At 68.4% G+C, this 24041-nt stretch carries 29 protein-coding genes and 1 tRNA gene; 8 read left to right on the top strand and 22 right to left on the bottom strand.

Features of this window, described 5'->3' with window-relative positions:
- The first annotated feature begins 25 nt into the window (after window positions 1–25).
- On the top strand, window positions 26–508 hold the full coding sequence (locus tag H4W80_RS64750; protein WP_192794012.1) for a DUF3885 domain-containing protein: 483 nt from the start codon (window positions 26–28) through the stop codon (window positions 506–508).
- An 89-nt stretch (window positions 509–597) separates the two neighbouring features.
- Here the strand turns inward: H4W80_RS64750 and H4W80_RS39990 are convergent, their stop codons facing one another.
- On the bottom strand, window positions 598–840 hold the full coding sequence (locus H4W80_RS39990; protein ID WP_192789813.1) for a helix-turn-helix domain-containing protein: 243 nt from the start codon (window positions 838–840) through the stop codon (window positions 598–600).
- Window positions 840–1331: a DUF2975 domain-containing protein gene (locus tag H4W80_RS39985; protein WP_192789812.1), complete on the bottom strand. Its 492-nt coding sequence runs from the start codon at window positions 1329–1331 to the stop codon at window positions 840–842. Before H4W80_RS39985 ends, H4W80_RS39990 begins: the two co-directional genes overlap by 1 nt.
- Window positions 1332–1537: 206 nt before the next feature.
- Here H4W80_RS39985 and H4W80_RS39980 point away from each other — a divergent pair, with 206 nt between their 5' ends.
- Entirely contained in the window at window positions 1538–5032 is a 3495-nt protein-coding gene (locus H4W80_RS39980) for a protein kinase domain-containing protein (protein ID WP_192789811.1), read from the top strand.
- Between the two features lie 73 nt (window positions 5033–5105).
- On the top strand, window positions 5106–5567 hold the full coding sequence (locus tag H4W80_RS39975) for an NUDIX hydrolase (RefSeq protein ID WP_225963911.1): 462 nt from the start codon (window positions 5106–5108) through the stop codon (window positions 5565–5567).
- A gap of 330 nt (window positions 5568–5897) precedes the next feature.
- Here the strand turns inward: H4W80_RS39975 and H4W80_RS39970 are convergent, their stop codons facing one another.
- Window positions 5898–6374, bottom strand: a complete 477-nt coding sequence (locus tag H4W80_RS39970) for a hypothetical protein (protein ID WP_192789809.1) — start codon at window positions 6372–6374, stop codon at window positions 5898–5900.
- Window positions 6375–6864: 490 nt separating this feature from the next.
- Here H4W80_RS39970 and H4W80_RS39965 point away from each other — a divergent pair, with 490 nt between their 5' ends.
- The gene (locus H4W80_RS39965) at window positions 6865–7044 is read left to right on the top strand and encodes a site-specific integrase (RefSeq protein ID WP_264086024.1); all 180 of its coding nucleotides are present in this window, start codon (window positions 6865–6867) and stop codon (window positions 7042–7044) included.
- Between the two features lie 46 nt (window positions 7045–7090).
- On the opposite strand, the gene H4W80_RS39960 is transcribed toward H4W80_RS39965, so the two are convergent.
- The 6 genes from H4W80_RS39960 to H4W80_RS39935 form a co-directional block, all read right to left on the bottom strand.
- Entirely contained in the window at window positions 7091–7288 is a 198-nt protein-coding gene (locus H4W80_RS39960; RefSeq protein WP_318787276.1) for a DUF2283 domain-containing protein, read from the bottom strand.
- 90 nt (window positions 7289–7378) lie between these two features.
- Window positions 7379–7451 (bottom strand) — tRNA-Thr (locus H4W80_RS39955).
- A 20-nt stretch (window positions 7452–7471) separates the two neighbouring features.
- Window positions 7472–8434 (bottom strand): 23S rRNA (guanosine(2251)-2'-O)-methyltransferase RlmB, encoded by a 963-nt coding sequence (rlmB, locus tag H4W80_RS39950; protein ID WP_192789807.1) that lies wholly within the window; start codon window positions 8432–8434, stop codon window positions 7472–7474.
- Window positions 8435–8591: 157 nt separating this feature from the next.
- Complete coding sequence (locus H4W80_RS39945; RefSeq protein WP_192789806.1) at window positions 8592–9131, bottom strand: GNAT family N-acetyltransferase; 540 nt, start codon at window positions 9129–9131, stop codon at window positions 8592–8594.
- A gap of 158 nt (window positions 9132–9289) precedes the next feature.
- Complete coding sequence (cysS, locus tag H4W80_RS39940) at window positions 9290–10681, bottom strand: cysteine--tRNA ligase (protein WP_192789805.1); 1392 nt, start codon at window positions 10679–10681, stop codon at window positions 9290–9292.
- 64 nt (window positions 10682–10745) lie between these two features.
- Window positions 10746–11132, bottom strand: a complete 387-nt coding sequence (locus H4W80_RS39935) for a PPOX class F420-dependent oxidoreductase (protein WP_192789804.1) — start codon at window positions 11130–11132, stop codon at window positions 10746–10748.
- A 52-nt stretch (window positions 11133–11184) separates the two neighbouring features.
- Here H4W80_RS39935 and H4W80_RS39930 point away from each other — a divergent pair, with 52 nt between their 5' ends.
- Complete coding sequence (locus H4W80_RS39930) at window positions 11185–12159, top strand: DUF2637 domain-containing protein (protein WP_192789803.1); 975 nt, start codon at window positions 11185–11187, stop codon at window positions 12157–12159.
- Window positions 12160–12232: 73 nt separating this feature from the next.
- Here H4W80_RS39930 and H4W80_RS39925 read toward each other — a convergent pair whose 3' ends face one another.
- The 4 genes from H4W80_RS39925 to H4W80_RS39910 all read right to left on the bottom strand — a co-directional run bounded on the left by H4W80_RS39925 (window position 12233) and on the right by H4W80_RS39910 (window position 14042).
- Window positions 12233–12502 carry a GlsB/YeaQ/YmgE family stress response membrane protein gene (locus H4W80_RS39925; RefSeq protein WP_192789802.1) on the bottom strand — a complete coding sequence of 90 codons (270 nt, stop codon included), beginning with the start codon at window positions 12500–12502 and terminating at the stop codon, window positions 12233–12235.
- A 97-nt stretch (window positions 12503–12599) separates the two neighbouring features.
- The gene (locus tag H4W80_RS39920; protein WP_192789801.1) at window positions 12600–12887 is read right to left on the bottom strand and encodes a GlsB/YeaQ/YmgE family stress response membrane protein; all 288 of its coding nucleotides are present in this window, start codon (window positions 12885–12887) and stop codon (window positions 12600–12602) included.
- A gap of 184 nt (window positions 12888–13071) precedes the next feature.
- On the bottom strand, window positions 13072–13542 hold the full coding sequence (gene ispF, locus H4W80_RS39915) for a 2-C-methyl-D-erythritol 2,4-cyclodiphosphate synthase (protein WP_192789800.1): 471 nt from the start codon (window positions 13540–13542) through the stop codon (window positions 13072–13074).
- A gap of 17 nt (window positions 13543–13559) precedes the next feature.
- Window positions 13560–14042 (bottom strand): CarD family transcriptional regulator, encoded by a 483-nt coding sequence (locus tag H4W80_RS39910; RefSeq protein WP_043624891.1) that lies wholly within the window; start codon window positions 14040–14042, stop codon window positions 13560–13562.
- A gap of 275 nt (window positions 14043–14317) precedes the next feature.
- On the opposite strand from H4W80_RS39910, the gene H4W80_RS39905 reads away from it, so the two are divergent.
- Window positions 14318–14899, top strand: coding sequence for a copper chaperone PCu(A)C (locus H4W80_RS39905; protein WP_318787275.1), 582 nt, complete (start codon window positions 14318–14320; stop codon window positions 14897–14899).
- A 63-nt stretch (window positions 14900–14962) separates the two neighbouring features.
- Here H4W80_RS39905 and H4W80_RS39900 read toward each other — a convergent pair whose 3' ends face one another.
- The gene (locus tag H4W80_RS39900; RefSeq protein ID WP_192789799.1) at window positions 14963–15655 is read right to left on the bottom strand and encodes a response regulator transcription factor; all 693 of its coding nucleotides are present in this window, start codon (window positions 15653–15655) and stop codon (window positions 14963–14965) included.
- Entirely contained in the window at window positions 15652–16824 is a 1173-nt protein-coding gene (locus H4W80_RS39895; RefSeq protein ID WP_192794009.1) for a sensor histidine kinase, read from the bottom strand. The genes H4W80_RS39900 and H4W80_RS39895 overlap by 4 nt, the downstream gene beginning before the upstream one ends.
- A gap of 133 nt (window positions 16825–16957) precedes the next feature.
- Between H4W80_RS39895 and phoU the strand changes: the two genes are divergently transcribed.
- Complete coding sequence (gene phoU, locus H4W80_RS39890) at window positions 16958–17602, top strand: phosphate signaling complex protein PhoU (RefSeq protein WP_192789798.1); 645 nt, start codon at window positions 16958–16960, stop codon at window positions 17600–17602.
- A 277-nt stretch (window positions 17603–17879) separates the two neighbouring features.
- On the opposite strand, the gene H4W80_RS64745 is transcribed toward phoU, so the two are convergent.
- Together H4W80_RS64745 and H4W80_RS39885 are read right to left on the bottom strand one after the other, a co-directional pair.
- A complete protein-coding gene (locus H4W80_RS64745) occupies window positions 17880–18131 on the bottom strand; it encodes a Mu transposase domain-containing protein (RefSeq protein WP_378525741.1) in 252 nt (83 codons plus the stop codon).
- 25 nt (window positions 18132–18156) lie between these two features.
- On the bottom strand, window positions 18157–18897 hold the full coding sequence (locus H4W80_RS39885) for an aminoglycoside phosphotransferase family protein (protein ID WP_192789797.1): 741 nt from the start codon (window positions 18895–18897) through the stop codon (window positions 18157–18159).
- 126 nt (window positions 18898–19023) lie between these two features.
- On the opposite strand from H4W80_RS39885, the gene H4W80_RS39880 reads away from it, so the two are divergent.
- Window positions 19024–19926, top strand: coding sequence for a phosphotransferase (locus tag H4W80_RS39880; RefSeq protein ID WP_192789796.1), 903 nt, complete (start codon window positions 19024–19026; stop codon window positions 19924–19926).
- A gap of 84 nt (window positions 19927–20010) precedes the next feature.
- Here H4W80_RS39880 and H4W80_RS39875 read toward each other — a convergent pair whose 3' ends face one another.
- The 5 genes from H4W80_RS39875 to mshA all read right to left on the bottom strand — a co-directional run bounded on the left by H4W80_RS39875 (window position 20011) and on the right by mshA (window position 23990).
- A complete protein-coding gene (locus tag H4W80_RS39875; RefSeq protein WP_192789795.1) occupies window positions 20011–20676 on the bottom strand; it encodes a hypothetical protein in 666 nt (221 codons plus the stop codon).
- An 84-nt stretch (window positions 20677–20760) separates the two neighbouring features.
- Entirely contained in the window at window positions 20761–21036 is a 276-nt protein-coding gene (locus H4W80_RS39870) for a hypothetical protein (protein ID WP_192789794.1), read from the bottom strand.
- Between the two features lie 380 nt (window positions 21037–21416).
- Window positions 21417–22160 carry a phosphoglyceromutase gene (locus H4W80_RS39865; RefSeq protein ID WP_192789793.1) on the bottom strand — a complete coding sequence of 248 codons (744 nt, stop codon included), beginning with the start codon at window positions 22158–22160 and terminating at the stop codon, window positions 21417–21419.
- A 23-nt stretch (window positions 22161–22183) separates the two neighbouring features.
- Complete coding sequence (locus tag H4W80_RS39860; protein ID WP_192789792.1) at window positions 22184–22663, bottom strand: type III secretion system chaperone family protein; 480 nt, start codon at window positions 22661–22663, stop codon at window positions 22184–22186.
- A gap of 49 nt (window positions 22664–22712) precedes the next feature.
- Window positions 22713–23990: a D-inositol-3-phosphate glycosyltransferase gene (mshA, locus tag H4W80_RS39855; RefSeq protein WP_408962656.1), complete on the bottom strand. Its 1278-nt coding sequence runs from the start codon at window positions 23988–23990 to the stop codon at window positions 22713–22715.
- Window positions 23991–24041: the final 51 nt, after the last annotated feature.

The raw sequence follows: 24041 nt of genomic DNA, 5'->3' as shown, positions 1-24041 counted from the left end.
ACTCCGCTGCCCTACGGACTGCTGGGTGCGCTTTCACAGCCTGCCGGAATCCAAGCGGTACGCCGACACCGCCGCTGAATACGAGATTCTGCTCAACCGCTACAACACTGTGCTCACCGAGTTGTTCGCCGGCCAACCCGTCTACGTCGTGACCATGAGCCTCGTCCCCGACGAAGGCATCGAGGTGTGGTCCTCCACCGATCCGCACGCCCTCAATCCCGGCTCACGCCCGTGGATGAGGCTCCGCGAAGATGAGGACTCCGATCCCGGCGGAACCCTGCACCTACACGTCAGCGAGCAGCGCTGGAAGTCACGAATCCTGGACCCCCTGCTGCGGGCGGTCGCCGATGACGAATGCGCCGGCGTCATCATCATGGACACCGACCTGCGACGCCTCTACCTTCCCTACGACGGCGGTGCCGACGTCATCCTCGCCGGTCCCCAAGAACGGGACGCCCTGAAGAACGCTCATGCCGACTGGCTCTCCACACACCCGCTCGGACTCTGATTCCCAACAACTCCGCCGAATGCGCATGATCTGGACCCGGCTCACCTTTCGGTCGACGTACCGTGTCAGGCCGGTGGCGCCAGGCGTTGTCACGCCCGCTCTGGGGTACGTGATACGTCCGCGGCGTCCTCGGCCTCCCAGCGCAGCAGGTCGCCCGGCTGGCACTGGAGCACCTCGCAGAGCGCGGCGAGCGTCGTGAAGCGCACCGCCTTGGCGCGGCCGTTCTTGAGTACCGCCAGGTTGGCGGGCGTGATCCCCACGCGGTCCGCGAGCTCGCCCACGGACATCTTCCGCCTGGCCAGCATCACGTCGATGTCGACGGCGATCGGCATCAGATCACCTCGTCCAGCTCGGCCTGCATCTGCGCCGCTTCGACGTCGCGGGCGACGGCCTGGGCGAGCAGCATCCGCAGCACGAACACGATGAGCGCGACCCCCAGGATGGCCACGCCGATCCCGCCCATGATGAGGGTGACACCCGGGTCGTCCCGCTGACCGGGCGCGTTGAGGATCGTGACCGCGAACCACAGGAGGGCAGCCGCCACGATCGCGCCGATCACGGCGTCCACGTACCGGAAGGCGGCGTGGGAGAACACGGTCCCGCGTCGCACCATCGCCACCAGCCGCCACACGCTGACCAGGGCGACCTGGGCCGACACCATGCCCAGGATCGTGATCACGCGCATCGCGGTCAGCGGGAGCGACCCGTCCTCCGGGTCGCTCCCGCTGACCAACACCCACGCCGTCAACGCCTGTACGAACACGGTGCCGGCGAGCACCACCACGAGCACGGCGCGCAGCGCACGCACTGCCAGATTCCCCATGACCCGCCCCTTCCATCGAGTTACGATGAGAATCTATCGAATCTCGATAGGTGAAGCAAGGGCTGGAGCGGAGAGTGACCTTCCGATCACGGCAGTCGATCACCCCGACAGGCGTAGAGCTCGGCGGCGAGCGGGTTACGCCGACAAGACGGGGCAAGGCGGTCGGCGATAACAACTTTGGGCGAAGAATCCTCATCTAACGCGCCGTGGACGCACTGAGCGCGGGGGATCCGCAGCACATCGGGGATTACTGGCTCGCCGGACGCCTCGGCTCGGGCGGCCAGGGAGTCGTGTACGAGGCCTACGACCCCGAGGGACACAGGGTCGCCATCAAGGTGCTGCACGCGTCGGACAACAACGGCAGCCGCGACCGCTTCGCCAAGGAGGCGACCGCGGCCGGCAGGGTGGCCTCGTTCTGCACGGCCCGGGTGCTCGCCGCCGACCTGGAGGCGAGCAAGCCGTACATCGTCTCGGAGTACGTGGCGGGGCCGAGCCTGCGCAAGGCCGTGATGGAGGGGCGTACGTTCACCGAGGACGACCTCCACCGGCTGGCGACCGCGATCGCCACCGCACTGACCGCGATCCACGACGCGGGCGTCATCCACCGCGACCTGAAGCCGGACAACGTGCTGCTCGGCCCGGACGGCCCGCGCGTGATCGACTTCGGCATCGCCCGCACCATGGACATGTCGCTGACGAAGACGGGGGAGGTCTCGGGCACGCCCAGCTACATGGCGCCCGAGGTGTTCATCGGGGAGCGCGCGGGGGCGCCCGCCGACGTGTTCGCGTGGGGGGCTGTCATGGTGTTCGCCGCCACGGGGCAGGACCCGTTCAAGGCGGAGACCCTGGGCGGCATGATGCACCAGGTGCTGTCCTCCGCACCGGATCTGCGGGGGTTGCCGCCGCGGCTGGCCCCGCTGGTGGCGGCCGCGATGGCGAAGGATCCCGCCGCCCGGCCCGCGGCACGCGACCTGCTGCTCGCGCTGGTCAGCGGCAACGCCGCCGACACCAAGGGCCTGCTGGCCGCGGGCAGCCGCTCGGCGCAGGGCGTACACGGGCTCGACCAGGGTGACCCCGCGCTGGGGACGATCGCGGAGGACGCCTACGCGGCGCTCACGCCAGAGGAGCGCGAGCTGGCCGCCGAGGTGTTCCTGCGGATGGTGACCGTGGGTGAGGACGGGTACGAGAGCGGGCGGCGGGCCTCGCACGAGGAGCTGTACGGCGGGCGTCCGGAGCGCGAGGCGGCGGCGGTCGAGCGGATCCTGCGGGCGTTCTCGTACGTGGTGACCACGAAGGACACCTCGGTCGCGCTGTCCAGGCCCGCGCTGCTGAGGGCCTGGCCGCGGTTACGCATGTGGGTCGACGCCGATCGCGACGGCCTGGCCGTACTGGGCCAGGTCTCCGCGGCGGCACGGCACTGGGCCGACAACGGCAGACGGGACGGCGACCTGCTCCAGGGCAGCCGTCTGGAGCAGGTGCTCAGCTGGGCGGCGACCGGCCGCCGTCACGTGACGCTCACCCCCGCCGAGCGGGACTTCCTGCGGGCAGGCACCGAACTGACCAGGAAGCGAACCCGTCGCAGGACGCTGACCACGATCGCGCTGGCCGGGCTGCTGGTCGTGGCCATGGTCGCCGGAGGGCTGGCCGTCTATCAGCGGCAGCAGGCCACCGAACAGCGCGACATCCTCACCGCCAAGCAGGTGGCGACGGAGGCCGACCGGATGCGCACGACCGACCCGGTCAAGGCGATGCTGCTGAGCGTGGCCGCCTGGCGGGTCTCACCGCAGTTGGAGACCCGATCCAGTCTCATCGCCTCCCTGCAGCAGCAGGAGACGGCGGTCTTCCGCGATCCCCCGGTCAAGGGCATCGCCCATCGCGCCCTCAGTCATGACGGCCGCACCCTCGTCAGCGTCAGCGAGGCCGGCGTGAACGTCTACGACGTCCGCACCGGCAAGCGCACCGGTGGCTGGGCCGGGCTGAGGCTGAAGGACGAGACTTTCCAGGAGCCGGCGCTCAACAAGAGCGGCCGCCTGCTCGCCCTGACCATCGGTTCAGAGCTCGGCGTCTGGGACCTCGCCTCGGGCAAGCAACTGGTGCGGCGCTCCCTGCCGGAACGCGGCGGGTTCAGCGCGATCTGGGGTGAGCACGAATCCATCCTCACCGTGATGTACCAAGGCGAAATCGTCTACCTGTTGGACGTGGCGACCGGCAAGCAGTTCGGCAAGACTCCGTACACGGACGGCAGCATGGTCCCGTCGCAGCCTCCGCTCGTCGATCCGACAGGCGAACACCTGCTGCTGACGGGTGGGCGCTTCGACGAGCTGGCGCTGCCGGGCTGGACCCCGGAGCGGCGCCTGGCGCCCTGCCGGATTCACTCGGACGTGGCGGCTTTCACCCCGGACGGCAAGACCATCGCCTGTGCGAACGCCACGATCGCGCTCGTCGACGCGGCGACCGGTCGTGAGCGCAAAGAGGGCGATGACGACTGGGCCTGCGACATCTGCACCAAGTCCGGGGCCCGGCTGCGCTTCAGCCAGGACGGCGGCTACCTGGCCGCCTTCGCTGAACGCGAGCTGCGCGTGTGGAAGGTCGCCGGCCGGAAGCCGATCCTCACCTACCGGGCCGAGGACGAACTGACCGACCTTCGGTTCGGCCCCGACGGCAAAACCCTGCGCTACCTCTACGACAACATGGTCATCAGCCTCGACCTGTCGCCGAGAGCCGACGCCACCCATGTCCGGAAGGGAGTGGCGAAACTCAGTCCCGCAGGACGGTGGGTGGCGATGGAGGATCCCGATCAGAACCGCCTCGGGCTCTGGGACCTGCGCGGCCGCAAGGAGGTGGCGACGTTCCCGCTCGGCGAATTCGGAGCATGGGGATTCGACCGGACCGGCACACGCATGCTCATCGCCGACATCAAGAGCGTGCGGCTGATCGACCTCGCGACACGCGAGAAGCTCTGGCAGATCTCCACACCCCACACGAACACGAACAACCCCGGGCGTGCCGACTTCAGCCAGGACGGCAGGACGATCGCGCTCACACTCCAGCCATCCTCCCAGGAGGGCAGCTTCCGGCTACTCGTGCTGGACTCCGCCAGTGGGCGCGTCCTGCGCACGTTCAGCTCGCAGATCGACGGCGGGCCGTACACGCCGGACGGACGCCTCGCCTCGACCTTCGGAAGGTTCATCGACCTCACCGCCGGCAGGCCGGTCGACGCGGCCTTCGACGTCGTACGCGGTGCCTCGGCACTGGCCGTCAGCGACCAGGGGCGGCTGGCGTTCAGCGCCGGTCCGGCCGGCCGCATCGCGATGTGGACGGTCCAGGGGCCGGACCAGATCACGCCGGTTCTGCGCGGTACGACGGGTGAGATCGCGGAACTGGCCTTCTCCCCGAAGGGCGATCTCCTCGCCAGCGTGACCACGGACGGCATCCTCCAGGTCTGGGACGTCAACGCCATGCGGCGGCTCGGCGGCGCGTTCAACCTGCACGGCTCCCAGATCACCTCGCTCGCCTTCAGCCCGGACGACTCCACCCTCTATGCCGCCGACTGGGGCTCCGTCCACGAGATCCCGATCGGTGCCGAGCGGATCGTCCAGGACGTGTGCCGCCGTGCCGGGCACACTCTCTCCCCGGCCGACTGGGCCGCCTTCCTCAAGGACGTGCCCTACCGCGACATCTGCCCGACCAGTCAGCCCTAGTGAGCCGGTCTTGAGTTCGACGGCCCGGCGGAACTCGTCCGACTCCGCCGGACCGAATCGTATGATCCGTTTCATGCCGATCCCCCGAGCGGTCGCCGTGGTCGTCGACGGTGTCCGCGTCCTGGTCATCAAGCGGTTCCTCCGGCGCGGCCCTGGCGTCACCTGCGTCATGTGCGACGCCGGAGGCTGGGAAGGGCCGGCATGCCCCGGGCACCACTACGCGGTCCTTCCCGGAGGCCATGTGGAGGACGGCGAGTCACCAGAGACCGCGGCGGTTCGCGAACTCCACGAGGAGACGACTCTCACCGGGACGATCGACCGGCTGCTCTTCGCCGGCTCACACAATGGCCGGCCGGCCTTCTACTTCCTCATGCGTGACGTCAACGGCGCCCCGTTGCTCTCCGGCGAGGAGGCCACGGAACACGGACCGAACAACAGTTTTGAGCTCAGATGGGCGACGGCCGCCGAGTTCGAGCAGCTGAACCTGTACCCCGTGGATGTGCGCGGGCCACTCACGGAGCTGCTTCGCAGCTGACCCCTTATGCGCCGAGGCGAGCACGCCGGCAATCCAAGGGCCCATGCCCGCGACGTTCGCACAGGCTCCATAGACGCCGGCAACCGATTGAAGATCGGAAAGCGCAAGGCCCCTGACAGCGTAATACCTGCTCAGGGGCCTTCAGCTTGTAGAGCCGACGAGGGAAATCGAACCCCAGACCTTCTGTTTACAAGGGCAGGGCGGGCGCCTCGCCAGTTACCTCCGGCCGGTGACGCCTGAGTGTGAGAGATGAGGTTGCCGCCTCACCGGCAAGAACACCCCCGCATGGCGCGGCACCTGAACTCGGGTCAGGCGGGATCGAACGCCCGCCTATCCGCCGCAGTTACCCCAGCTCTGACGTCCGCCCCGTGCCACGGCCGGGTCGTGCCCGAGTGGCTTGATCGTGCCCCAGAACTTCACGCAGGCCTGCTTGGCCCAGTACTTCACCGGTCCGGCATAGTACTTGAAATTGCCGCTGTCCCGGCGCACGGTCGGGCTCTGCTTCGTGTCCTTGATCGCCTTGGGCATGACGGTGAGCTCGGCGCTCACCGGAGTCTTCGTACCGGTGAAGCTTGACTTGATCGTGACCACGCAGTTCTGCTGGGTCCTGCTGTTGTAGAGCAGGTAGACCGTGCCGTACCGGCGTCCGCTGGGTGTCGTGACGGCCTTCGTACCGCCGGTGACGCGGCCGAAACCCGCCCCGCAGATGCCCTCTGGGCTCTGGGCGGCAGCGTTCGCTGGAGTCGCCAAGACGCCGCTCAGGCACAGTGCCGTCGTGAAGAGGATGGCCTTGCGAGGAACTCGCACGTGATGTCCCTTCGATTTGACTGAAGATCTAGACAAGCATGCCCGAAATTTGGTTAATGGTCCACCTTTATGGGCCTATAAGGTCACCGCTTAGGGATGAGTTCGTTACCCACGGTTACGCGCTCTGGGAGAGCCTGCCTGAGGGGAGCCGTCCGACAGCCGACTCCTGACTTCCCTCTGGCGGCGAGAAGCACTGCCATCCTCCCCTCGCCTTCGTCGCCGACCTGTTGCGCGGCCACCTCAAGGCGATCGGATCGCGCCGGCGCAAGCTGCCTGCGGGGAAGATCGCGGTCATCGTGCTCGCCGTGCTGCGCCATGACCAAAATCGCCAGACAGGGCGGCGAGGTCGTGCTGATCTACGGCACCCTGATCCGCACGGAGCGCCGCAGCGGGAAAGACAACCGCAAGAACTACTCGGGCGAGCATAAAACCCACGGCATACTGAGCCGCCCAGTTCCCGGGGATGCGCTTGGGCTGCTCAGTGCCGAGAATGGCCCGCCACATCCACGCCACGACCCTGATCCTGGCCGGCGTCCCCGTCCACGTCGTGGCGGCCCGCCTCGGCCGCGCCGATCCCGCCATCACGCTCCGGGTCTACGCGCACGTCATCACCAAGCAAGCGGCGACCGCCGCGGACGTCTTCGCCGAAGCACTCAGAAGCACCGCCTGATGTCACGCACAAAGCGGGCTCTCCACCTTTGGAAGGGCCCTCTTTTCTATTGTCCGGGCCACTCAGCAAGGATCTCGATACCGATCACACGCCCATCGGCATCGAGGTCCAAGTTGACCATCGCTTCATCCATCGTGACCGTCCTCGCGACCCCACCCTCGGCGATCGGACCTCGCAGGTAGACGTACGCAGCTTTGGCCTCAGGATCGTAGGTCCATGTACCCGGGTGCTCTTCCAGAGCCACGAGATCTCCCGTTAGCAAGATCGCGATATTGTCCTGACAAACAGGAAGCCCCTGACGGCGAATCGCCTGTTCAGGGGCTTCCTGTTGCAGAGCCGACGAGGGGAATCGAACCCCTGACCTTCTGTTTACAAGACAGATGCTCTGCCGATTGAGCTACGTCGGCGCGGCCTACCAGTGTAGACGCTAGAGGCGCCTGTGACGAGCGACTTCGTACAGCGCCACTCCGGCCGCCACTCCCGCGTTGAGCGACTCCGCGGCCGCCTGCATCGGGATCCGGGTCACCACGTCGCACTGCTCCCGGACAAGCCGCGAAAGCCCCTTGCCCTCCGAGCCCACGACCACCACCAGCGGCTCGGCGAGCAGGTCGACGTCGCCGATGTCGGTCTCGCCGGCGCCGTCGAGGCCGATGACGAACAGGCCCGCTTCGCGGTACTCCCGCAGCGCCGCCGTCAAGTTGGCCGCGCGGGCCACGCGCATGGTGGCGAGGGTGCCCGCGGAGGTCTTCCAGGCCCCGCCCGTGACCCCGGCCGAGCGGCGGGAGGGGATGAGGAGGCCGTGGGCGCCGAAGGCGGTGGCCGAGCGGGCGATGGCGCCGAGGTTGCGCGGGTCGGTGACCGAGTCGAGGGCCACGATCAGCGGGACCTCGGCCGCGTCCTGCGCGAGCTCCACGAGGTCGGACGGGTGCGCGTAGTCGTACGCCGGGATCTGGAGCGCGACGCCCTGGTGGACGGCGCCCTCCGTCAGGCGGTCGAGCTTGTCGCGGGAGACTTCGAGCAGGGCGATGCCGCGCTCGGCCGCGATCCTGATGGAGTCGCGTACGCGGTCGTCGTTGTCGACGCGCTGGGCGACGTAGAGGGCGTTGGACGGGACGCCCGCCTGCAGGGCCTCGAGGACGGGGTTGCGGCCGCCGATGTACTCGGGCGCGTCCTCGGAGCGCCGCTGCCGCGCCGGAGCGGGACGTCGGGCGCCGCCGCGGTCCTCGCGGGCGATGCGCTCGGTGCGGGCCTTCTCCTTGTACCAATGCCGCATTTCGGCAGGCGGAGTCGCGCCCTTGCCCTCGAGCGACCGGCGGCCCTGCCCTCCGGCGCCTTTGGACGGGCCCTTTTTCTTCGCGGGCCTGCCCGAAGCCCTACCGCCTGCTGCCATGCCAACAAGGGTACTCGGACCGCCGGGCGCCTTATCCCACACCGGGAATGCCGCGTTCCTCCGGGGCCGGGATGCGGAAGATTCCGTACAGAACGCCCAGTGCCGCCGGACGCTCCGTCGCCGCCGCAGCCTGATCGAACGACCCCAGCGGAGAACGTCAGATTCTCGCACTACGGGCGATGCGATACAGCACGTTCGGACGCAGTGGCCCTTCGGGCTCGGTGGGGTCGTCGAAGTCGTCGGCCGGGTCCCGGGTCATGCCGATCCGGCGCATCACTGCCTGGGAACGAAGGTTGGTGGCCGTTGTGACAGCGAGGATCTCAGGAAGCTCAAGAGCGTCAAAGCCATGGGCCAGAACTGTCAGCGCAGCCTCGGTAGCGTAGCCCTGGCCCCAGGCCGAACGGGCGAGCCGCCAGCCGATCTCCACTCCTGTGAACGGCATGTAGTCGTCCACTTCATCCAAGCCTGCGAAGCCGATGAACTCGCCCGTGGCCTCCACCTCAACCGCCCACCACCCGTAGCCTCGCTGGTCGAACTCGGCCTGAAAGCGCGACACGGAGGCCTCGCTCTGTTCGCGGGTAAGCAGGTCGCCCAAGTGCTCCCGGACCTCGGGATCGGCATTCATCGCCGCCCACGGTTCAAGGTCGGAGTCACGCCATCGGCGCAAGATGAGGCGATCGGTACGCAGTTCGGCCATGTTGCCCAGCCAACATGAGCTCTGGCCCCGAGACAAACCACTTTTCTTCCGCATGACACCCGGGTTGCGCGGCCGGCGTCTTGGCGGAGGCCAGGCTTTCGCGGCAGTGGCGGCCCCGTGCACACCGCACAGGACCACCGCTGCCACCGAACGCCCGGCTAGCGGGTGAGCTCCCAGCGGGCCCCGTGCGGGGTGTCCTCCACCGTGATCCCCGCCGCCGCCAGCTGGTTTCTGATCGCGTCCGCCGCCGCGTAGTCCTTGCGCTCCCTGGCCGCCTTGCGCTGTTCGAGTGCGACCGCCACCAGCGCGTCCACCACCGGTGAGAGGTCCGAGCCGGCGCCCCGCCACTGCGGTGAGCGGGGGTCGAGGCCCAGGACGTCCAGCATGTTCTGCGTCTCGGCGAGCAGCCGGGCCACGGCCTCCTTGTCGCCGCGCGACAGCGCCACGTTGCCCTCGCGCACCACCTCGTGCACGACCGCCAGCGCCTGCGGCGTGCCGAGGTCGTCGTCGAGGGCGTCCACGAACGCCTGCGGCAGCGGCGCGTCCGCGTCGACGTCGTGGATGACCTCGGCGGCGCGCGTGACGAAGCCCTCGATGCGCTGGTACGCGGCGGCCGCCTCCAGCAGGGCCTCCTCGGAGTAGTCGATCGAGGAGCGGTAGTGCGGCGCCGCCAGGTAGTAGCGCAGCTCCACCGGCCGGACCTTCTGCACCATCTCGGGGATCAGCAGCGAGTTTCCGAGCGACTTGCTCATCTTCTCCGCGCCGATCTTGAGCATGCCGTTGTGCATCCAGTAGTGCGCGAACCCGTCGCCCGCCGCCTGGGACTGGGCGATCTCGTTCTCGTGGTGCGGGAAGATCAGGTCGATCCCGCCGCCGTGGATGTCGAAGGCCGGGCCGAGGTATTTGGTCGCCATGGCCGAGCACTCCAGGTGCCAGCCGGGGCGGCCGGGACCCCAAGGGGTCGGCCAGGTCGGCTCGCCCGGCTTCTCCCCCTTCCACAGGGCGAAGTCGCGGGGGTCGCGCTTGCAGGACTCGTCGTCGGTGTCGGCCGCGGCCCGCATGTTGTCGAGCTTCTGGTTGGACAGCGCGCCGTAGCGATCGGCGTAGGACTGCACGTCGAAGTAGACGTCACCGCCGGAGGCGTACGCGTGGCCGCGGGCGATCAGCCGCTCCATCAGCGTGATCATCTCGGGCACGTGACCCGTGGCGCGCGGCTCGACGGTCGGCGGGAGGCAGCCGAGCGTGTCGTACGCCCAGGTGAAGGCACGCTGGTTGCGCTCGGCCACGACGAACCAGGGCACGCCCTCCTCGGCCGCCACCCTGATGATCTTGTCGTCGATGTCGGTGACGTTGCGGCAGAACGCCACGTCATAGCCGGATCGTGTCAGCCAGCGCCGGAGCACGTCGAAGTTCACGCCCGAGCGGATGTGCCCGATGTGCGGAGGAGCCTGCACGGTCGCCCCACACAGGTAAATCGACGCCCGGCCGGCTTCGACCGGAACGAATTCACGGATGGCGCGCGTGCTGGTGTCGTAGATGTGCAGGCTCACGAAGGCAAGGCTAACGCCTCAGAGGGCTGGTCACGCCGATAAATCCCGCCGTCACGTCGATAAATCAGCCTCGCAACGTCACTCTGTCCGGCGAGATCCGTACGATTACTCGCTCGACGCCCGGTTTGTCCTCCCATGGGAGCCCTCGGTACTTGTGCGAGAGCTCCTGAATGAGCGCCCCTTCCGGGTCGGGCGTGATGGTCACGCGCCCGCGCACCTCCAGATACCTGTACGGATTCTCCGGATCGATGACGAGCAGGCTCGTCCGCGGGTCACGTTCGAAATTCCGCGGCTTCCTGCGCCCCCGCACGGTCGAGAACAGCACGTCGTCGCCGTCCGTGCGTACCCACACGACCGTCGACTGCGGCCCGCCGTCGGGGTTGAGGCTGGTCACCGTCGCATAATTCGGGGCATCCAAGAGTTTGCGCGCATCTTCCGACAGCTCGGCCATGAATCTCCCTTGATCGGTCCTGACCCTCATTCTTCTGTAGGCTCGAACCGCCATGGACGTGACTCCCCCCTCTATGCTGCGCCGCCTGGGCATCGCCCTGGCCGGGCTCGCGGTCGCCGCCCTGACCGGGGCCGCGTGTGCGCTCTCCTTCGACGACCTGCGCGCGCTGGCCATCACCGGCGAGGCGCGCCAGGATCTCGCCTTCCTCTATCCGGCGGCCTTAGACGCGCTCCTGGTGATCGCGCTGCTCGACGTGCTGCTGCTGCGCTCCGCGCGGCTGCTGGTACGCGTGCAGGCGGCGTTCGTGCTGGTCGTGCTCATCGTCGCGGCAGCGGCGGCCAACGTGGCGACGGCGGTGCGGTTCGCGTTCGACGTGCGCGCGACGGCCGTGGGCGTGGCCCTGGCTCCCTGGGTCATGCTGGCCGTGGCGCTGTGGCTCTGGCTGCTGCTGATCAAGCACGTGCAGGCGCATCAGGCGGAGAGCACGGAGACCGCGGCCGAGCAGGACATCGTCCCCTTCCATCCGGATCCGGAGCGGCCGCCCGTCGAGATCTACTCGGAACGGCTCTCCGAGACGCCGCGACCGGCACCGCCGGTCCAGGAAGAAGCCCCCGAGCCCGCCCAGGAAGCCCCCAGACCCGTCCAGGAAGCTCCCAGGCCCGTCCAGGAGGTCGCCGAGGCCCCTGCCGAGGTCCCGGTGGCGGCGCAGGTGGCGGAGTGGCCCGTGCAGAACGAAGAAGCGCCGGAGCGCCGCCCCACGCGCCCCGTCCGCTGGGGCGACCGGATCAAGCCGACCGACGTCCTGGTCCACCCGCGCGTCGACGAGAAGGACGTGGACACCCAGCCGCAACCCGTGATCGAGGACGACGTACCGGATCCAGGGCACGGCCCCGAGCTGGCCGACAACCTGGAGCGGCCGCGGGAGGACGAGTTAGAGGACACCGCCCCGCACCCGGTGATCCACGACGACGACGCACCGGCCCCCGCCGAACGCCTCCGCAGCACCCCGCGTCCCCCCGAAGACTGACCCCGAAGACTGAGCCGTAAGACGTGAGAGGGCCCGCCCGGGCAGATCCCGGGCGGGCCTCATCTATTTCTGTCTAGACGCTGGAGCCGCGGCGGAGCCCGGCGACCAGGCCGACGCCGACGATGGCCAGCACCACCTGCATCACCAGCTCGATCCAGTCGATGCCGGGGGTCGTCGCGACGCCGAGCACCTGAGCGATCAGCGTGCCTAGCAGGGCGGCCACGATGCCGACGACGATGGTGAGGATCCAGCCGATGGCCTGCCTGCCGGGGAGCAGGAGGCGACCGATTGCGCCAATCACGGCGCCGATCACGATGGCGCCAAGGATGGACTCGATAGTCATGGTTCGAAACCTCCCCGTGAGGGTGAGCGGTTCACTCCCACGGGATGCTCGCTACCCGATCTACCGCTTTTATGCGTGGACTTTACGAATGCGCAGGTCAGGTGGGTGTTCCACGCGTACGCCCGCTGCGCCCCGGGCTGAAGCGGGTCACGAGGAGCACACCGATGATCGCCAGCACGAGCTGGAGTATGTGCTCGATCCAGTCGATCCCCCGCGTGTCGGCCACGCCCGCGGCCTGCGCGATCAGCGTTCCGATCAGGGCTGCCACGATGCCGACGATGAGCGTCAGCCCGATGGACATGTTCTGCCTGCCAGGAACGATCAGCCTGGCAAGGGCGCCGACGATGGCGCCGATGATTATCGCGGAAACTATCGCGCCGATCATGTGCTGCTCCCCCCGAACGTCCACATGTCGTGGGGACACATACCCTCAGAGCAGGCAAAACAACCAAAAAGGGGAGGCGGCGGTCCGTACCGCGCCAGTGACGAACCGCCGCCTCCTGATACAGCGGGCTTCGCGAAGACCCGCCGGGACACCCTCACGCATCCATACGTAAGACGCCCGGCGTTCAGGAAAGGTTGACGACCAGGGCCGTCGCGACGGCCGCGATGCCCTCTCCCCGCCCGGTCAGCCCGAGTCCGTCGGTGGTGGTGGCCGACACGCTCACAGGCGCGCCCACAGCGGCGCTGAGCGCCTTTTCGGCCTCGGTACGGCGCGGCGCCAGCTTGGGCCGGTTGCCGATCACCTGAATGGCCACGTTGCCGATCTCATAGCCCGCGGCACGCACCTGCCGCGCGGTCTCCTCCAGCAGCGCGACGCCCGGGGCACCCGCCCAGCGCGGGTCCGCGGTCCCGAACAGCTGCCCGAGATCGCCCAGGCCGGCCGCCGACAGCAGCGCGTCACACGCCGCATGAGCGGCCGCGTCGCCGTCCGAATGGCCCTCGAGCCCGGTTTCGCCCGGCCAGTGCAGGCCGGCGAGGTTGAGCTCGCGCCCCGAGGATCCTGAAGCGAACGGGTGGACGTCGACTCCGACGCCCACCCGTGGAAGATTGGTGTTCAGGAGTTGAGAACCTCGTCGAGCAGGGCCTCAGCCTTGTCCTCGTTGGTCTTCTCCGCCAGGGCAAGCTCACTGACCAGGATCTGACGCGCCTTGGCGAGCATGCGCTTCTCGCCCGCGGACAGGCCGCGCTCGCGGTCTCTCCGCCAAAGGTCCCGAACGACTTCGGCGACCTTGTTCACATCGCCGGAGGCGAGCTTCTCCAGATTGGCCTTGTAGCGACGAGACCAGTTGGTCGGCTCTTCCGTGTGCGGCATCCGCAGGACATCGAAAACCCGCTCAAGGCCTTCCTGGCCGACAACATCGCGCACACCGACGAGTTCTGCGTTTTCGGCTGGCACCTGGACGGTAAGGTCGCCCTTGTCGACCTTGAGCACCAGGTAGGTCTTTTCCTCACCCTTGATGGATCGCTTCGTGATTGCTTCGATCCGAGCAGCCCCATGGTGGGGGTAGACGACTGTGTCGCCGACCTGGAAAGTCATGTGACAAGTACCCCTTCCGCTGTACTCCAGGGTACCACGCATCCACAGCCTCCCGGAACAGTGAAATCCTCATAACTGCAGGTCAAGGCCGCATATTGGGGCTTGACAAGTGCTCAACTCTATGTCTGGCATTTCCGGACATAGCGAATGACCTGCGGGGGCGTGGATATGACCATGGATTCGGATGGATATGGTGGGCGCTGCACATCACGCATGCGCGCCACCTGCGCTTAGCGCATGCGCGAGCCCTCCGCAAGACCAAGGAGAACCCGCCCGTGACCAGCCGTCGCTGGATTGTCGTCGCCGCCGCGTTCTTGGCAGCCCCCTTGCTGGCGGGCTGCGGGGCTGGATTCGACGCCACCACCAACAAGCCGTACGCGCCCAACGAGGCACAGGCATTGATCGAGAACGGTGCTTACGGCACGCGCGGCATTCAGATCCCGCAGGCGTTCATTCTCGGGCCCGACTCCGGTGCGCAGCTCGCCTGGCGCGGCTCCGCCCCGATCTACCTGAACATCCTCAACACCGCCGGCACGCCCGACACCCTCGAGGCGGTCTCCGCCGGGACCATGGGGACGGTCAAGGTCACGGCCCCGATCCAGCTCCCGAGCCACCAGCTCGTGAACACCGGCAAGCCCACCCCTCAGATCATGCTCGAGGCGATCCCCAAGAGCCTCAGGGGCGGCGAGAGCATCAAGCTGGACCTCCAGTTCGCCAACGCCGGGATCGTGTCCTTGAACGTCCCTGTGGTGACGCGCAGCCGCGAGTTCAAGGACTACCCGCCGGCGCCGAACGCCACCGCGGCCCCCACGCCCACCCCGACGCCGTCCGCGTCGGCCTCCGAAGAAGCCCACTGACCCCTTTCCGAAAACGCCGAAACCCTTGTTCCGGTACGCGACCCGTACCGGAACAAGGGTTTTCTACTCTTCGGTGGCGTCGAACTTGTAGCCCAGGCCGCGCACGGTGAGGATGCAGCGCGGGTTGGACGGGTCGGACTCGATCTTGGCGCGCAGGCGCTTGACATGGACGTCGAGAGTCTTGGTGTCGCCCACGTAATCGGCGCCCCATACGCGGTCGATGAGCTGGCCACGGGTCAGTACACGCCCCGCGTTGCGCAGCAGCACCTCCAGGAGCTCGAACTCCTTCAGCGGCAGCTGCACCTGCTCGCCGCGCACGGCGACGACGTGGCGGTCGACGTCCATGCGCACGGGCCCGACGGCCAGCACCGCCGTCTCCAGCTCCTCCGTCACGTCGCCCTGGCGGCGCAGGACCGCGCGGATGCGGGCCACCAGCTCGCGCGACGAGAACGGCTTGGTGACGTAGTCGTCGGCGCCCAGCTCCAGGCCCACGACCTTGTCGATCTCGCTGTCCTTGGCCGTCAGCATGATCACTGGCACCTTGGAGCGCTGCCTGAGGGAGCGGCACACCTCCGTACCGGGCAGACCCGGAAGCATCAGGTCGAGCAGCACCAGATCTGCTCCGTTGCGGTCGAACGTCTCGAGCGCCTCGGGCCCGGTCGCCGCGACCGACACCTCGAAACCCTCTTTACGGAGCATGTAGGACAGGGCGTCGGAGAAGGACTCCTCGTCTTCGACGACAAGTACGCGGGTCATTGGGCTGTCTCCAGGGGAATCGAGGGTGGTACTGCCACCGCCGTGCCGCCGAAGGCGGGCAGGCGGAGCGTGAAGGTGGAGCCGGACCCTTCCTTGCTCCAGACGGACACTTCGCCGGCGTGCGCGGCGGCGACGTGCTTGACGATGGCCAGGCCGAGCCCGGTGCCGCCGGTCGCCCGCGACCTGGCCGCGTCGACGCGGAAGAACCGCTCGAAGATGCGCTCCAGCGCCTCCTCCGGGATGCCGATGCCCTGGTCGCTGACGCTGATCTCCACCGAGTCGCCGGCGGGCCGCACGCTGACCACGACCCGGGTGTGCTCCGGACTGTACGCGACGGCATTGTCGATCAGATTGCGCAACGCCGTCACGAGCAGTTCGTCGTCACCCCAGATGCGCAGGCCCTCGGTGCCGCCGGAGACGAGCGTGATGTCCTTGGCGACGGCCTTGGTGTTGCAGTGGTCGATGGCGTCGTGGATGGACTCGTCGATCGAGACCTGTCCGGGGGTGGGGATGGGCTCGGCGCCCTGGATCCTGCTGAGTGTGATCAGGTCTTGGATGAGGTAGTTGAGCCGGGCGGCCTCGAGCTGCATGCGCCCGGCGAAGCGGCCGACCGCCTCGGGGTCGTCGGCGGCGTCCTGGATGGTCTCCGCCAGCAGGCTCATGGCGCCCACCGGGGTCTTCAGCTCGTGGCTGACGTTCGCGACGAAGTCACGGCGTACGGCCTCGACCCTGCGGCGCTCGGTCTGGTCCTCCGCGAGCACCAGGACCTGGCCGTGCGAGCCGAGCGGAGCCACGCGTACCGCGAAGTTCGTGGTCTCCTGGCCGAACTTGTGCCCTGCGACGTCGATCTCGCTCTCGCGGATCTCGCCGTCACGGCGTACCTGCCGGGCCAGCGCCAGCAACTCGGCGGCCATCAGCCGGTCACCCTTGACCAGCCCGAACGCCCGCGCGGCCGAGCTGGCGCGCAGCACCTTGTCGTGCGCGTCGAGCACCACGGCGGAGGAGGGAAGCACGGCCAGCACGGACGCCACGCCCTGCGGCAGCGCGCTCCCGGTCTGCGTGCCGTCCTCCATGACAACGCGTTTCGGAGCCTCGATCTGGTTTCGGTAGAACAGGACCGCCAGGGCGCCCACGACGAACCCGGCCAGGGCCGCGAAGCTCATGGCCATCTCACTCATGCCTTCGATGGTAGGTGGCCTTTTCCTAGGGGCAGACCCTCTCATCAGGGGTGGAAGGCCCCTTTCCCGGAAAGTTCATCTGACGGTAGGAGTTCGTTCATCGTCAGGCACGTACGGTGACCACATGCGCGACGCGTACCATGAAGAACTTGATTCGCTGACCGACAGGCTGGTCGAAATGACCAGGCTTGTCCGCTCGGCCATTTCCCGTGCGACCACGGCCCTCCTCGACGCCGACCTTCAGCTCGCCGAGAGTGTCATTTCCCGGGACGAGGAAGTGAACGCGACGTTCGCCGAGATCGAAGCGTCGATCTTCGACCTGATGGCCCGGCAGCAGCCGGTGGCCGTGGATCTGCGAATGGTCATCACGGCGCTGCGCATGGGCACCGACCTGGAGCGCATGGGCGACCTCGCCGTCCACGTCGCCAAGGTCGCCCGCCTGCGCCACCCCGAGTCGGCGATCCCGGCCGAGGTGCGCTCGACCATCGTGGAGATGGGGCAGATCGCCGAGAACCTCGTCACCAAGACCGGCAGCTGCATCGCCTCGCGGGACGTGGACTCGGCGCTGGAGCTGGAGCAGGACGACGACGCGATGGACCGGCTGCACCGGCGGCTGTTCCGGAACATCCTGTCCAAGGACTGGGAGCACGGGGTGGAGCCGGCGATCGACATCACGTTGATCGGGCGCTATTACGAGCGGTACGCGGACCACGCGGTACGGGTGGCGGCGGACGTCGTCTACCTGGTCACGGGAGCGCGACCCAGCTGACAGCAAGGCCTTCCACTCCCGGGGCGCTTCGCGCTCTGGGTTCCAGACAGCGTCTCCCAGGGGGCTTTCGCCCCCTTCGACCCCCGAAAGGCGCGCTTCGCGGGAATGGGCTCAGGCTGTGTCGTGTGGGGGCACGCCCCCACACCCCCGGCGAGGGGACTCCCGTCCCCTCGCGCTCCCCGGGTGTCGGCCATCGTGCGACCAGGCATGGCAGGCCGTGTCACAGCCGCGAGACGGCATCCCAGAGCCAGTCACACGTCACCTGACAGGCTGGAGATCAACACCTCCAGTCGCCGATGCCGTTCCATAGTCGAGTGGGCTTTGAGCGTGCATGCCATGGAGCTGGCCCCACCCCGGGGTTCAGCCGAGGTAACAGGAATTCTGGCCACAGTGTGGCGATCAGTTGCTCGTGCCGAGCGATGAGCTGCCGGTCGGCGAACACCAGCAGCTCTCTCGAATGCAGCAGCACCTTCACCTGCCGCCCGATGAACGCCACCGGCACCGAATAGCGGTTGAAGCGGACGTTGATCTGTTCTCTGAACTTTCACTTGGTGTCATCGCAGGGCCGCCGCGAAGACCAGGCGGTTGGCGCTGGTGTAGGCGTGTTCACGTTCGGACCAAGCGATGCGGGAGGTGATTTGTTCGGGGCTGGCCGGACAATTGCCGGGGTCGGTCAGGCGTTCTGTCCAGAAACGGGCATTACGGGATTGGCGATCGAGGATCGCATCGGGGACATCAGCACGGCGCGCCGCAGGGAGTCCGTAGGCATCGGCGAGTACCCGCACCTGGGCGGCTTGCGCGGTGGCCGGCGGCGCGGTGGTCTTGGAGGAGATGCACCACGTCCAGGCCATGTATCCGAGGTCCTCGAGCGGATCGCCCGGGGCAGCGGTGTCGAAATCGATGAAGGCGACTGGTAGCCCGGCGCGGAACACCGTGTTGTTGGGTCCAGGGTCGTGGTGGCAGACGACAGGGTGCTCCCCGGTGAGTCCGCTGTCGCGGGTGGCGTCGTGCAACGAGCGAAGAAGCTCCCCGGCTGAAGCGACCTGAGCGTCGCTCCAGCGCTGGAACCTGTCCGCCACCCAGCCGGGCAGGTAGCTGAAAATATCGCGATCGGCTTCGTCCCGTCCGAGGTAGCGCGGCGCTCCCGTGAACTGGCGTCGCTCAAGGTGTGTGAGCAGTTGAGCGACGAAGGCGGAGGAGGCCGTGGCGGGCCGCCGAACGGTATCGGCGACACGGACGACGCCTGGGGTGATGCGTCCTCCGGTCAGGGGAACTTCAACGGGGACGTGCCGCATGAGGGGAGTTGTCCTTTCAGTGCCTGGAGTGCGTGGGACAGTATTGAGGCCGCTGATCGCGGGGATGCCGAGATGTTCCGAAGAGCGAGAGCCGCTCCGCCTGCCGCCTCAGTACTGTGACTTCGCATGACCGACACCGAGATCGAGATCACCGCGGACCTGGTCCGCGACCTGCTGCAGGAGCAACATCCAGACCTTGCGGGGCTGACCATCCGTGAGGTGGCGGGCGGCTGGGGCAACCAAATGTGGCGCCTCGGGGACGAGTTGGTCGTACGCATGCAGCGCATGGACCCCACCCCGGAGCTCCAGCTCAAGGAGCGGCGGTGGCTACCCCTGCTGGCCCCGCGCCTGCCGCTCCCGGTGCCCCTCCCGGTGCGGTTCGGCGAACCGTCCGAGCGCTTCCCCAAGCACTGGACCGTGATGACGTGGGTTCCCGGCGAGCCGCTGGACCACGGCTCGATCAGCCGCGGCGCCCACGCGGCCGACACGCTGGCGGCCTTCCTCCGGGCGCTCCACATGGAGGCGCCCGCCGAGGCCCCGGCCAGTTCGGACTTCGGCGCTCACCCCAAGAGGTGCACGGGCGGCTTCGAGCAGTTCTTGCAGGCCATCGACCCCGAAGCCGTCGGCGATGTCCGCGCCGTCCGGGCCGTCTGGACCGATGCCGTCGCGGCCCCCGAGTGGGAGGGCCCGCCGATGTGGGTGCACGGCGACCTCCATCCCGCGAATGTCGTCGTCTCGGACGGAACGCTCTCGGGCGTGATCGATTTCGGCGCCTTGTTCGCCGGCGATCCGGCGTGGGACCTCGCCGCCGCGTGGGTGCTGCTCCCCGCGGGCACGGCCGCACGGTTCTTCGACATGTACGGCCATGCGGACGAGGCGGCGATCCGGCGCGCCCGCGGGCTGGCCGCCATGAAGAGCCTCTTCCTGATGCTCATGGGGCAGAACGGAGATCGAGGCCTTCCCGGCGGCAAGCCGAACTGGGGACCGGCAGGCCGGGCGGCACTTGATCGTGTTCTGAAGGGCGTTTGACGCGCCTTCTCCAGAGGAACGCCGCCGCTACGTTGGTTCCCCTGCCGCACGACCCACAGCGCGGTCAGCACTCGGAGGACGAGCTCAGGACGTGTCGTAGACGGGAAACAGCTCGGGGATCTCGGACGGGTCGCGGTCGAGGAGCTCTTCGAGTTCGTCGGGCTCGATCTTCAGATGATCCGCGTCCGGGTACGCGGTGTGCTCCAGCCCCGGCCGGCACAGCCAGTAGCCCTCGTCGTCGCGGTAGTAGTCGAACGGCAGGCCGGCCGCATGAAGCCGCCGAGGGAGCCGCCACTCCCGCTCATCGGACACCCGCAGGTGCGGTAGCCGCTCGCGCAGCGCCGGCACCACTTCGTGGTAGGCGTGATCGGACAATGGGTTGCCGGTCAGGTCCAGTTCCCGGAAATCACGCCCGTCCGTGGCCAGCACATCCAGCTCCGCTATCGCGTTGTTGCGCGCTCTCAATCTCCTGAGCCTGGGCAGCTCTGCGACGACCGTCAGATCGGACACCGCGCTGACCTTGACCCCCAGCAGGGTGATCGGCATGCCGGCCAGTGGTTTCAGGTCGCGGCCGCCGTAACCGATCAGGTGCAGCACGCGTAACCCGGTGAGCCGGGGCACGTCGCTGATGTCGGTCGCGCTCAGCACGGCCAGCGCTTTCACGGCGGCCAGATCCTGCTCGGTGAACGGCGGATCCCGCTGGAGCTGAAGCTGGATCGCCCGCTCGACGGCCGGGTCGGTAATAGGCATCGGGTCAGATCTCTCCATCCGAAGTCTTCACTGCGGCCCGAAGCCGGAGGTGACCATGGGCCCACCGCACCGAACCACGAGGGCTCAATTGCTGCTCGGCGGCCAGCTGCCCCAGGAAGGACCCGATCCGCTCTCCTCGCTGTACTGCTGCGCCTTGGTCACGCAGTCAGGGCAGATGGGTTCGTCGGCGGACCTGGCCACGGCTTCCGGTTTGGCCGGCCGAAGAGAGCCCAGGACCGTGATCCCTGGCGGCATACGGGTCTCGGGGTCGATCAGGAGAGTGGTGACTTCTTTCGGGTCGAAGCTGAATGTGCGCTTGCACGCATAGCATCGGCCGGTCGTCTCGCGATGTTCGCTCATGCCCGTCCCCTCCTACCGGCACGCTACCTCTCGCCGTGAAGGGTCCGTGATCCCGTCCACTCAGCAGACCGGGACAGGGCCGAGGCTCCCGCACGTCAAGCCCTTGCGTCCGCGGGAGCAAGGGGCAACCCGTCATCGATGCTGGGCGGGCCCAGGACAGGGGAGCGCGAGGGGACTGGAGTCCCCTCGCCGGGGGTGTGGGGGCGTGCCCCCACACGACACAGCCTGAGCCCATTCGCGCGAAGCGCGCCTTTCGGGGGTCGAAGGGGGCGAAAGCCCCCTGTGAGGCGCTGTGTGGAACCCCGAGCGCGAAGCGCCACGGAGTGGAGGGCCTTGCTGGCAGGCCCCGGGCGCGAAGCGCTCGCGGGTGGAAGGCCGGGTCAGCGGCCCTGGTTGGCGACGGCTTCGATGGCGGCCTTGGCGGCGTCCGGGTCGAGGTATTCGCCGCCCGGCCGCCGGGGCCGGAAGTCGGAGTCCAGCTCGTACAGCAGCGGAATCCCCGTAGGGATGTTGAGGCCCGCGATCTCCTCGTCGCCGACCCCGTCCAGGTGCTTGACCAGGGCCCGCAGGGAGTTGCCGTGGGCGGCCACCAGGACCGTGCGGCCGGCCGACAGGTCGGGGACGATCGAGTCGTACCAGTACGGGAGCATGCGGTCGACCACGTCCTTCAGGCACTCCGTACGGGGCATGAGCTCCGGGGGAAGCAGGGCGTAGCGGGGGTCGCCGGCCTGGGAGAACTCGTCGTCGTCCGCGATCGGGGGCGGCGGCACGTCGTAGGAGCGGCGCCACAGCATGAACTGCTCGTCGCCGAACTCCTCGCGCGTCTGGGCCTTGTTCTTGCCCTGGAGGGCGCCGTAGTGGCGCTCGTTGAGGCGCCAGCTCCGCTTCACCGGCAGCCAGAGCAGGTCGGCCTCCGCCAGCGCGAGCTGGGCCGTCTGGATGGCCCGGGTCAGCAGGCTGGTGTGGACGATGTCCGGGCGCAGTCCGGCGTCCTGGAGGAGCTTGCCGCCGCGGCGGGCCTCGTCCTCACCCTTGGCCGAGAGGCTCACGTCCACCCAGCCGGTGAACAGGCCCTTCGCGTTCCAGTCACTCTCGCCGTGCCTAAGCAGCACCAAAGTCGCCATATCGCCAATCCTATGGTCCGGGATCAGCGGTCCGGGTCGGCGAAGCGGGCGAACGCCTGCAGGTTGGCCAGCGACTCCCCGCGCTTGGCCCGCCATTCCCACTCGCGCCTGATCGACGAGGCGAACCCCAGCTCCAGCGCCCGGTCGAACCAGTCGTCCGAGTACGTCAGCACGCACCCCAGCAGCCGGTCCACCTCCGCCTCCGAGACGGCGGCCGGCGGCACCCGGCCCACGAGGTAGACGTCCCCCACGGGGTCGAGGGAGAAGTGCACGCCGTACATCGAGCCGTTCTTGCCGAGCAGCCAGCGGTAGAACTCGGCGTGGTTCTCGTCCGGCTGGCGGCAGAAGAACGCCTCGACGTGCAGCGCCCGCTCCCCCACGATCAGCCACGTCATGGTGGCGAGCTTGTGCTGTCCGGGCAGTTTGACCAGGAACGCGCCCGGCCGCGGCTCGTCGTAGGTGACGTCCGCGGCCTTGAGCGCGGCTTCGACGACATCGCGCATGCCGACAAGGATAGAAGGCCCCCAGAACAAAAGTCGGGCTGGAAGAGAGCTAGAAGTTCAGGGCGATGGGCGTTTTGTGGAGGTTCGCGATGGCGCCCGCGTACACGTCCACCAGGCGGGACGCGGTCGCCTGCCAGCCGAAGGCCGCCGCGTGCGTGCGGGCGCCCGCCGACATCGAGTCGCGCCAGCGCGGCGAGACGAGGAAGCGGCGCAGCGCCTGCGCCCACTGCGCCGGGTCGTGGCCGTCCACGAGGAGGCCCGACACCCCGTCCCGCACGGCGGTGCGCAGCCCGCCCACGGCGGCGGCCGCCACGGGCGTGCCGCAGGCCTGGGACTCCAGGGCGACGAGGCCGAACGACTCGCTGTACGAGGGCACGACCGTCACCGAGGCCGCCCGGTACCAGTCGGCCAGCTCCTCCTGCGGGGCCGGGGGCACGAGGCGGACGACGTCCGGGATGCCGAGTTCGGCGGCCAGTTCGGTGAGCAGGGACGGCCTGGCCAGGCCGTTGCCCGAGGGCCCGCCGACGCAGACCACGACCAGGCGCTCGCGCAGCGACGGGTCGTCGATGAGCATCCTGGAGGCGGCGCGCAGCAGCACGTCGGGGGCCTTGAGCGGCTGGATGCGGCCCACGAAGAGCAGGACGTGCGCGTCCTGCGGCAGGCCGAGCCGCCGTCGCGCGGCGCCCTGGGAGGCGGGCTGGAAGACGGTGAGGTTGACGCCGGGGTTCACGACGGCGACGCGCTCCTCGACGGCGCCGTACAGGTCGATCAGCTCGCGCGCCTCGTCGACGGTGTTGGCCACGAGGCGGTCGGCGACCTGCACGACCTGCTCCTCGCCGACCACGCGGGCCTTGGGCTCCGGCTTGTCGCCCTGGGCGAGCAGGAGGTTCTTGACCTTGGCCATGGTGTGCATGGTGTGCACGAGCGGCACGCCCCAGCGCTCCTTGGCCAGCCAGCCGACCTGGCCGGAGAGCCAGTAGTGGGAGTGGATGACGTCGTAGCGGCCCGGGTCGTACATGGCCTCGGTCCGCAGCACCCCGGACAGGAAGGCGCAGAGCTGGCTCGGGAGCTCGCTGCGCTCCATCTCCTCGTACGGTCCCGCGGTGAGGTGGCGGACGAGGACGCCTGGGGCGAGTTCGGTCACGGGCGGGAGATCGCGGGCGGTGGCCCGGGTGAAGATCTCCACTTCCACGCCGAGGTGAGCCAGCCGCTTGGCCGACTCCACGATGTACACGTTCATGCCTCCGGCGTCGCCCGTTCCGGGCTGGTCCAGGGGCGATGTGTGCATGCTGATGGTCGCGACCCGGCTGACCCGTCGTCGCCTCACTCGACACCACCTCCAGACGGCTTACAACCATCCAGAATTTTGCGACATTCC

Source organism: Nonomuraea angiospora (assembly GCF_014873145.1).
GTDB lineage: Bacteria > Actinomycetota > Actinomycetes > Streptosporangiales > Streptosporangiaceae > Nonomuraea > Nonomuraea angiospora.
The sequence above is the reverse complement of the archived record's forward strand: the minus strand, read 5'-3'. Positions and strand labels throughout refer to the sequence as shown.

Coding starts and splice junctions, on each gene's coding strand:
- H4W80_RS39990 (WP_192789813.1), bottom strand. CDS start 840: ATGCCGATCGCCGTCGACATCGACGTGATGCTGGCCAGGCGGAAGATG.
- H4W80_RS39985 (WP_192789812.1), bottom strand. CDS start 1,331: ATGGGGAATCTGGCAGTGCGTGCGCTGCGCGCCGTGCTCGTGGTGGTG.
- H4W80_RS39930 (WP_192789803.1), top strand. CDS start 11,185: ATGGACGTGACTCCCCCCTCTATGCTGCGCCGCCTGGGCATCGCCCTG.
- H4W80_RS39865 (WP_192789793.1), bottom strand. CDS start 22,160: ATGGCGACTTTGGTGCTGCTTAGGCACGGCGAGAGTGACTGGAACGCG.
- H4W80_RS39900 (WP_192789799.1), bottom strand. CDS start 15,655: ATGACCCGCGTACTTGTCGTCGAAGACGAGGAGTCCTTCTCCGACGCC.
- H4W80_RS39895 (WP_192794009.1), bottom strand. CDS start 16,824: ATGGCCATGAGCTTCGCGGCCCTGGCCGGGTTCGTCGTGGGCGCCCTG.
- H4W80_RS39880 (WP_192789796.1), top strand. CDS start 19,024: ATGACCGACACCGAGATCGAGATCACCGCGGACCTGGTCCGCGACCTG.
- H4W80_RS39920 (WP_192789801.1), bottom strand. CDS start 12,887: ATGATCGGCGCGATAGTTTCCGCGATAATCATCGGCGCCATCGTCGGC.
- H4W80_RS39925 (WP_192789802.1), bottom strand. CDS start 12,502: ATGACTATCGAGTCCATCCTTGGCGCCATCGTGATCGGCGCCGTGATT.
- H4W80_RS39975 (WP_225963911.1), top strand. CDS start 5,106: ATGCCGATCCCCCGAGCGGTCGCCGTGGTCGTCGACGGTGTCCGCGTC.
- H4W80_RS39965 (WP_264086024.1), top strand. CDS start 6,865: ATGGCCCGCCACATCCACGCCACGACCCTGATCCTGGCCGGCGTCCCC.
- H4W80_RS39945 (WP_192789806.1), bottom strand. CDS start 9,131: ATGGCCGAACTGCGTACCGATCGCCTCATCTTGCGCCGATGGCGTGAC.
- H4W80_RS39910 (WP_043624891.1), bottom strand. CDS start 14,042: ATGACTTTCCAGGTCGGCGACACAGTCGTCTACCCCCACCATGGGGCT.
- rlmB (WP_192789807.1), bottom strand. CDS start 8,434: ATGGCAGCAGGCGGTAGGGCTTCGGGCAGGCCCGCGAAGAAAAAGGGC.
- H4W80_RS39860 (WP_192789792.1), bottom strand. CDS start 22,663: ATGCGCGATGTCGTCGAAGCCGCGCTCAAGGCCGCGGACGTCACCTAC.
- H4W80_RS39935 (WP_192789804.1), bottom strand. CDS start 11,132: ATGGCCGAGCTGTCGGAAGATGCGCGCAAACTCTTGGATGCCCCGAAT.
- H4W80_RS39885 (WP_192789797.1), bottom strand. CDS start 18,897: ATGCGGCACGTCCCCGTTGAAGTTCCCCTGACCGGAGGACGCATCACC.
- H4W80_RS39875 (WP_192789795.1), bottom strand. CDS start 20,676: ATGCCTATTACCGACCCGGCCGTCGAGCGGGCGATCCAGCTTCAGCTC.
- H4W80_RS39870 (WP_192789794.1), bottom strand. CDS start 21,036: ATGAGCGAACATCGCGAGACGACCGGCCGATGCTATGCGTGCAAGCGC.
- phoU (WP_192789798.1), top strand. CDS start 16,958: ATGCGCGACGCGTACCATGAAGAACTTGATTCGCTGACCGACAGGCTG.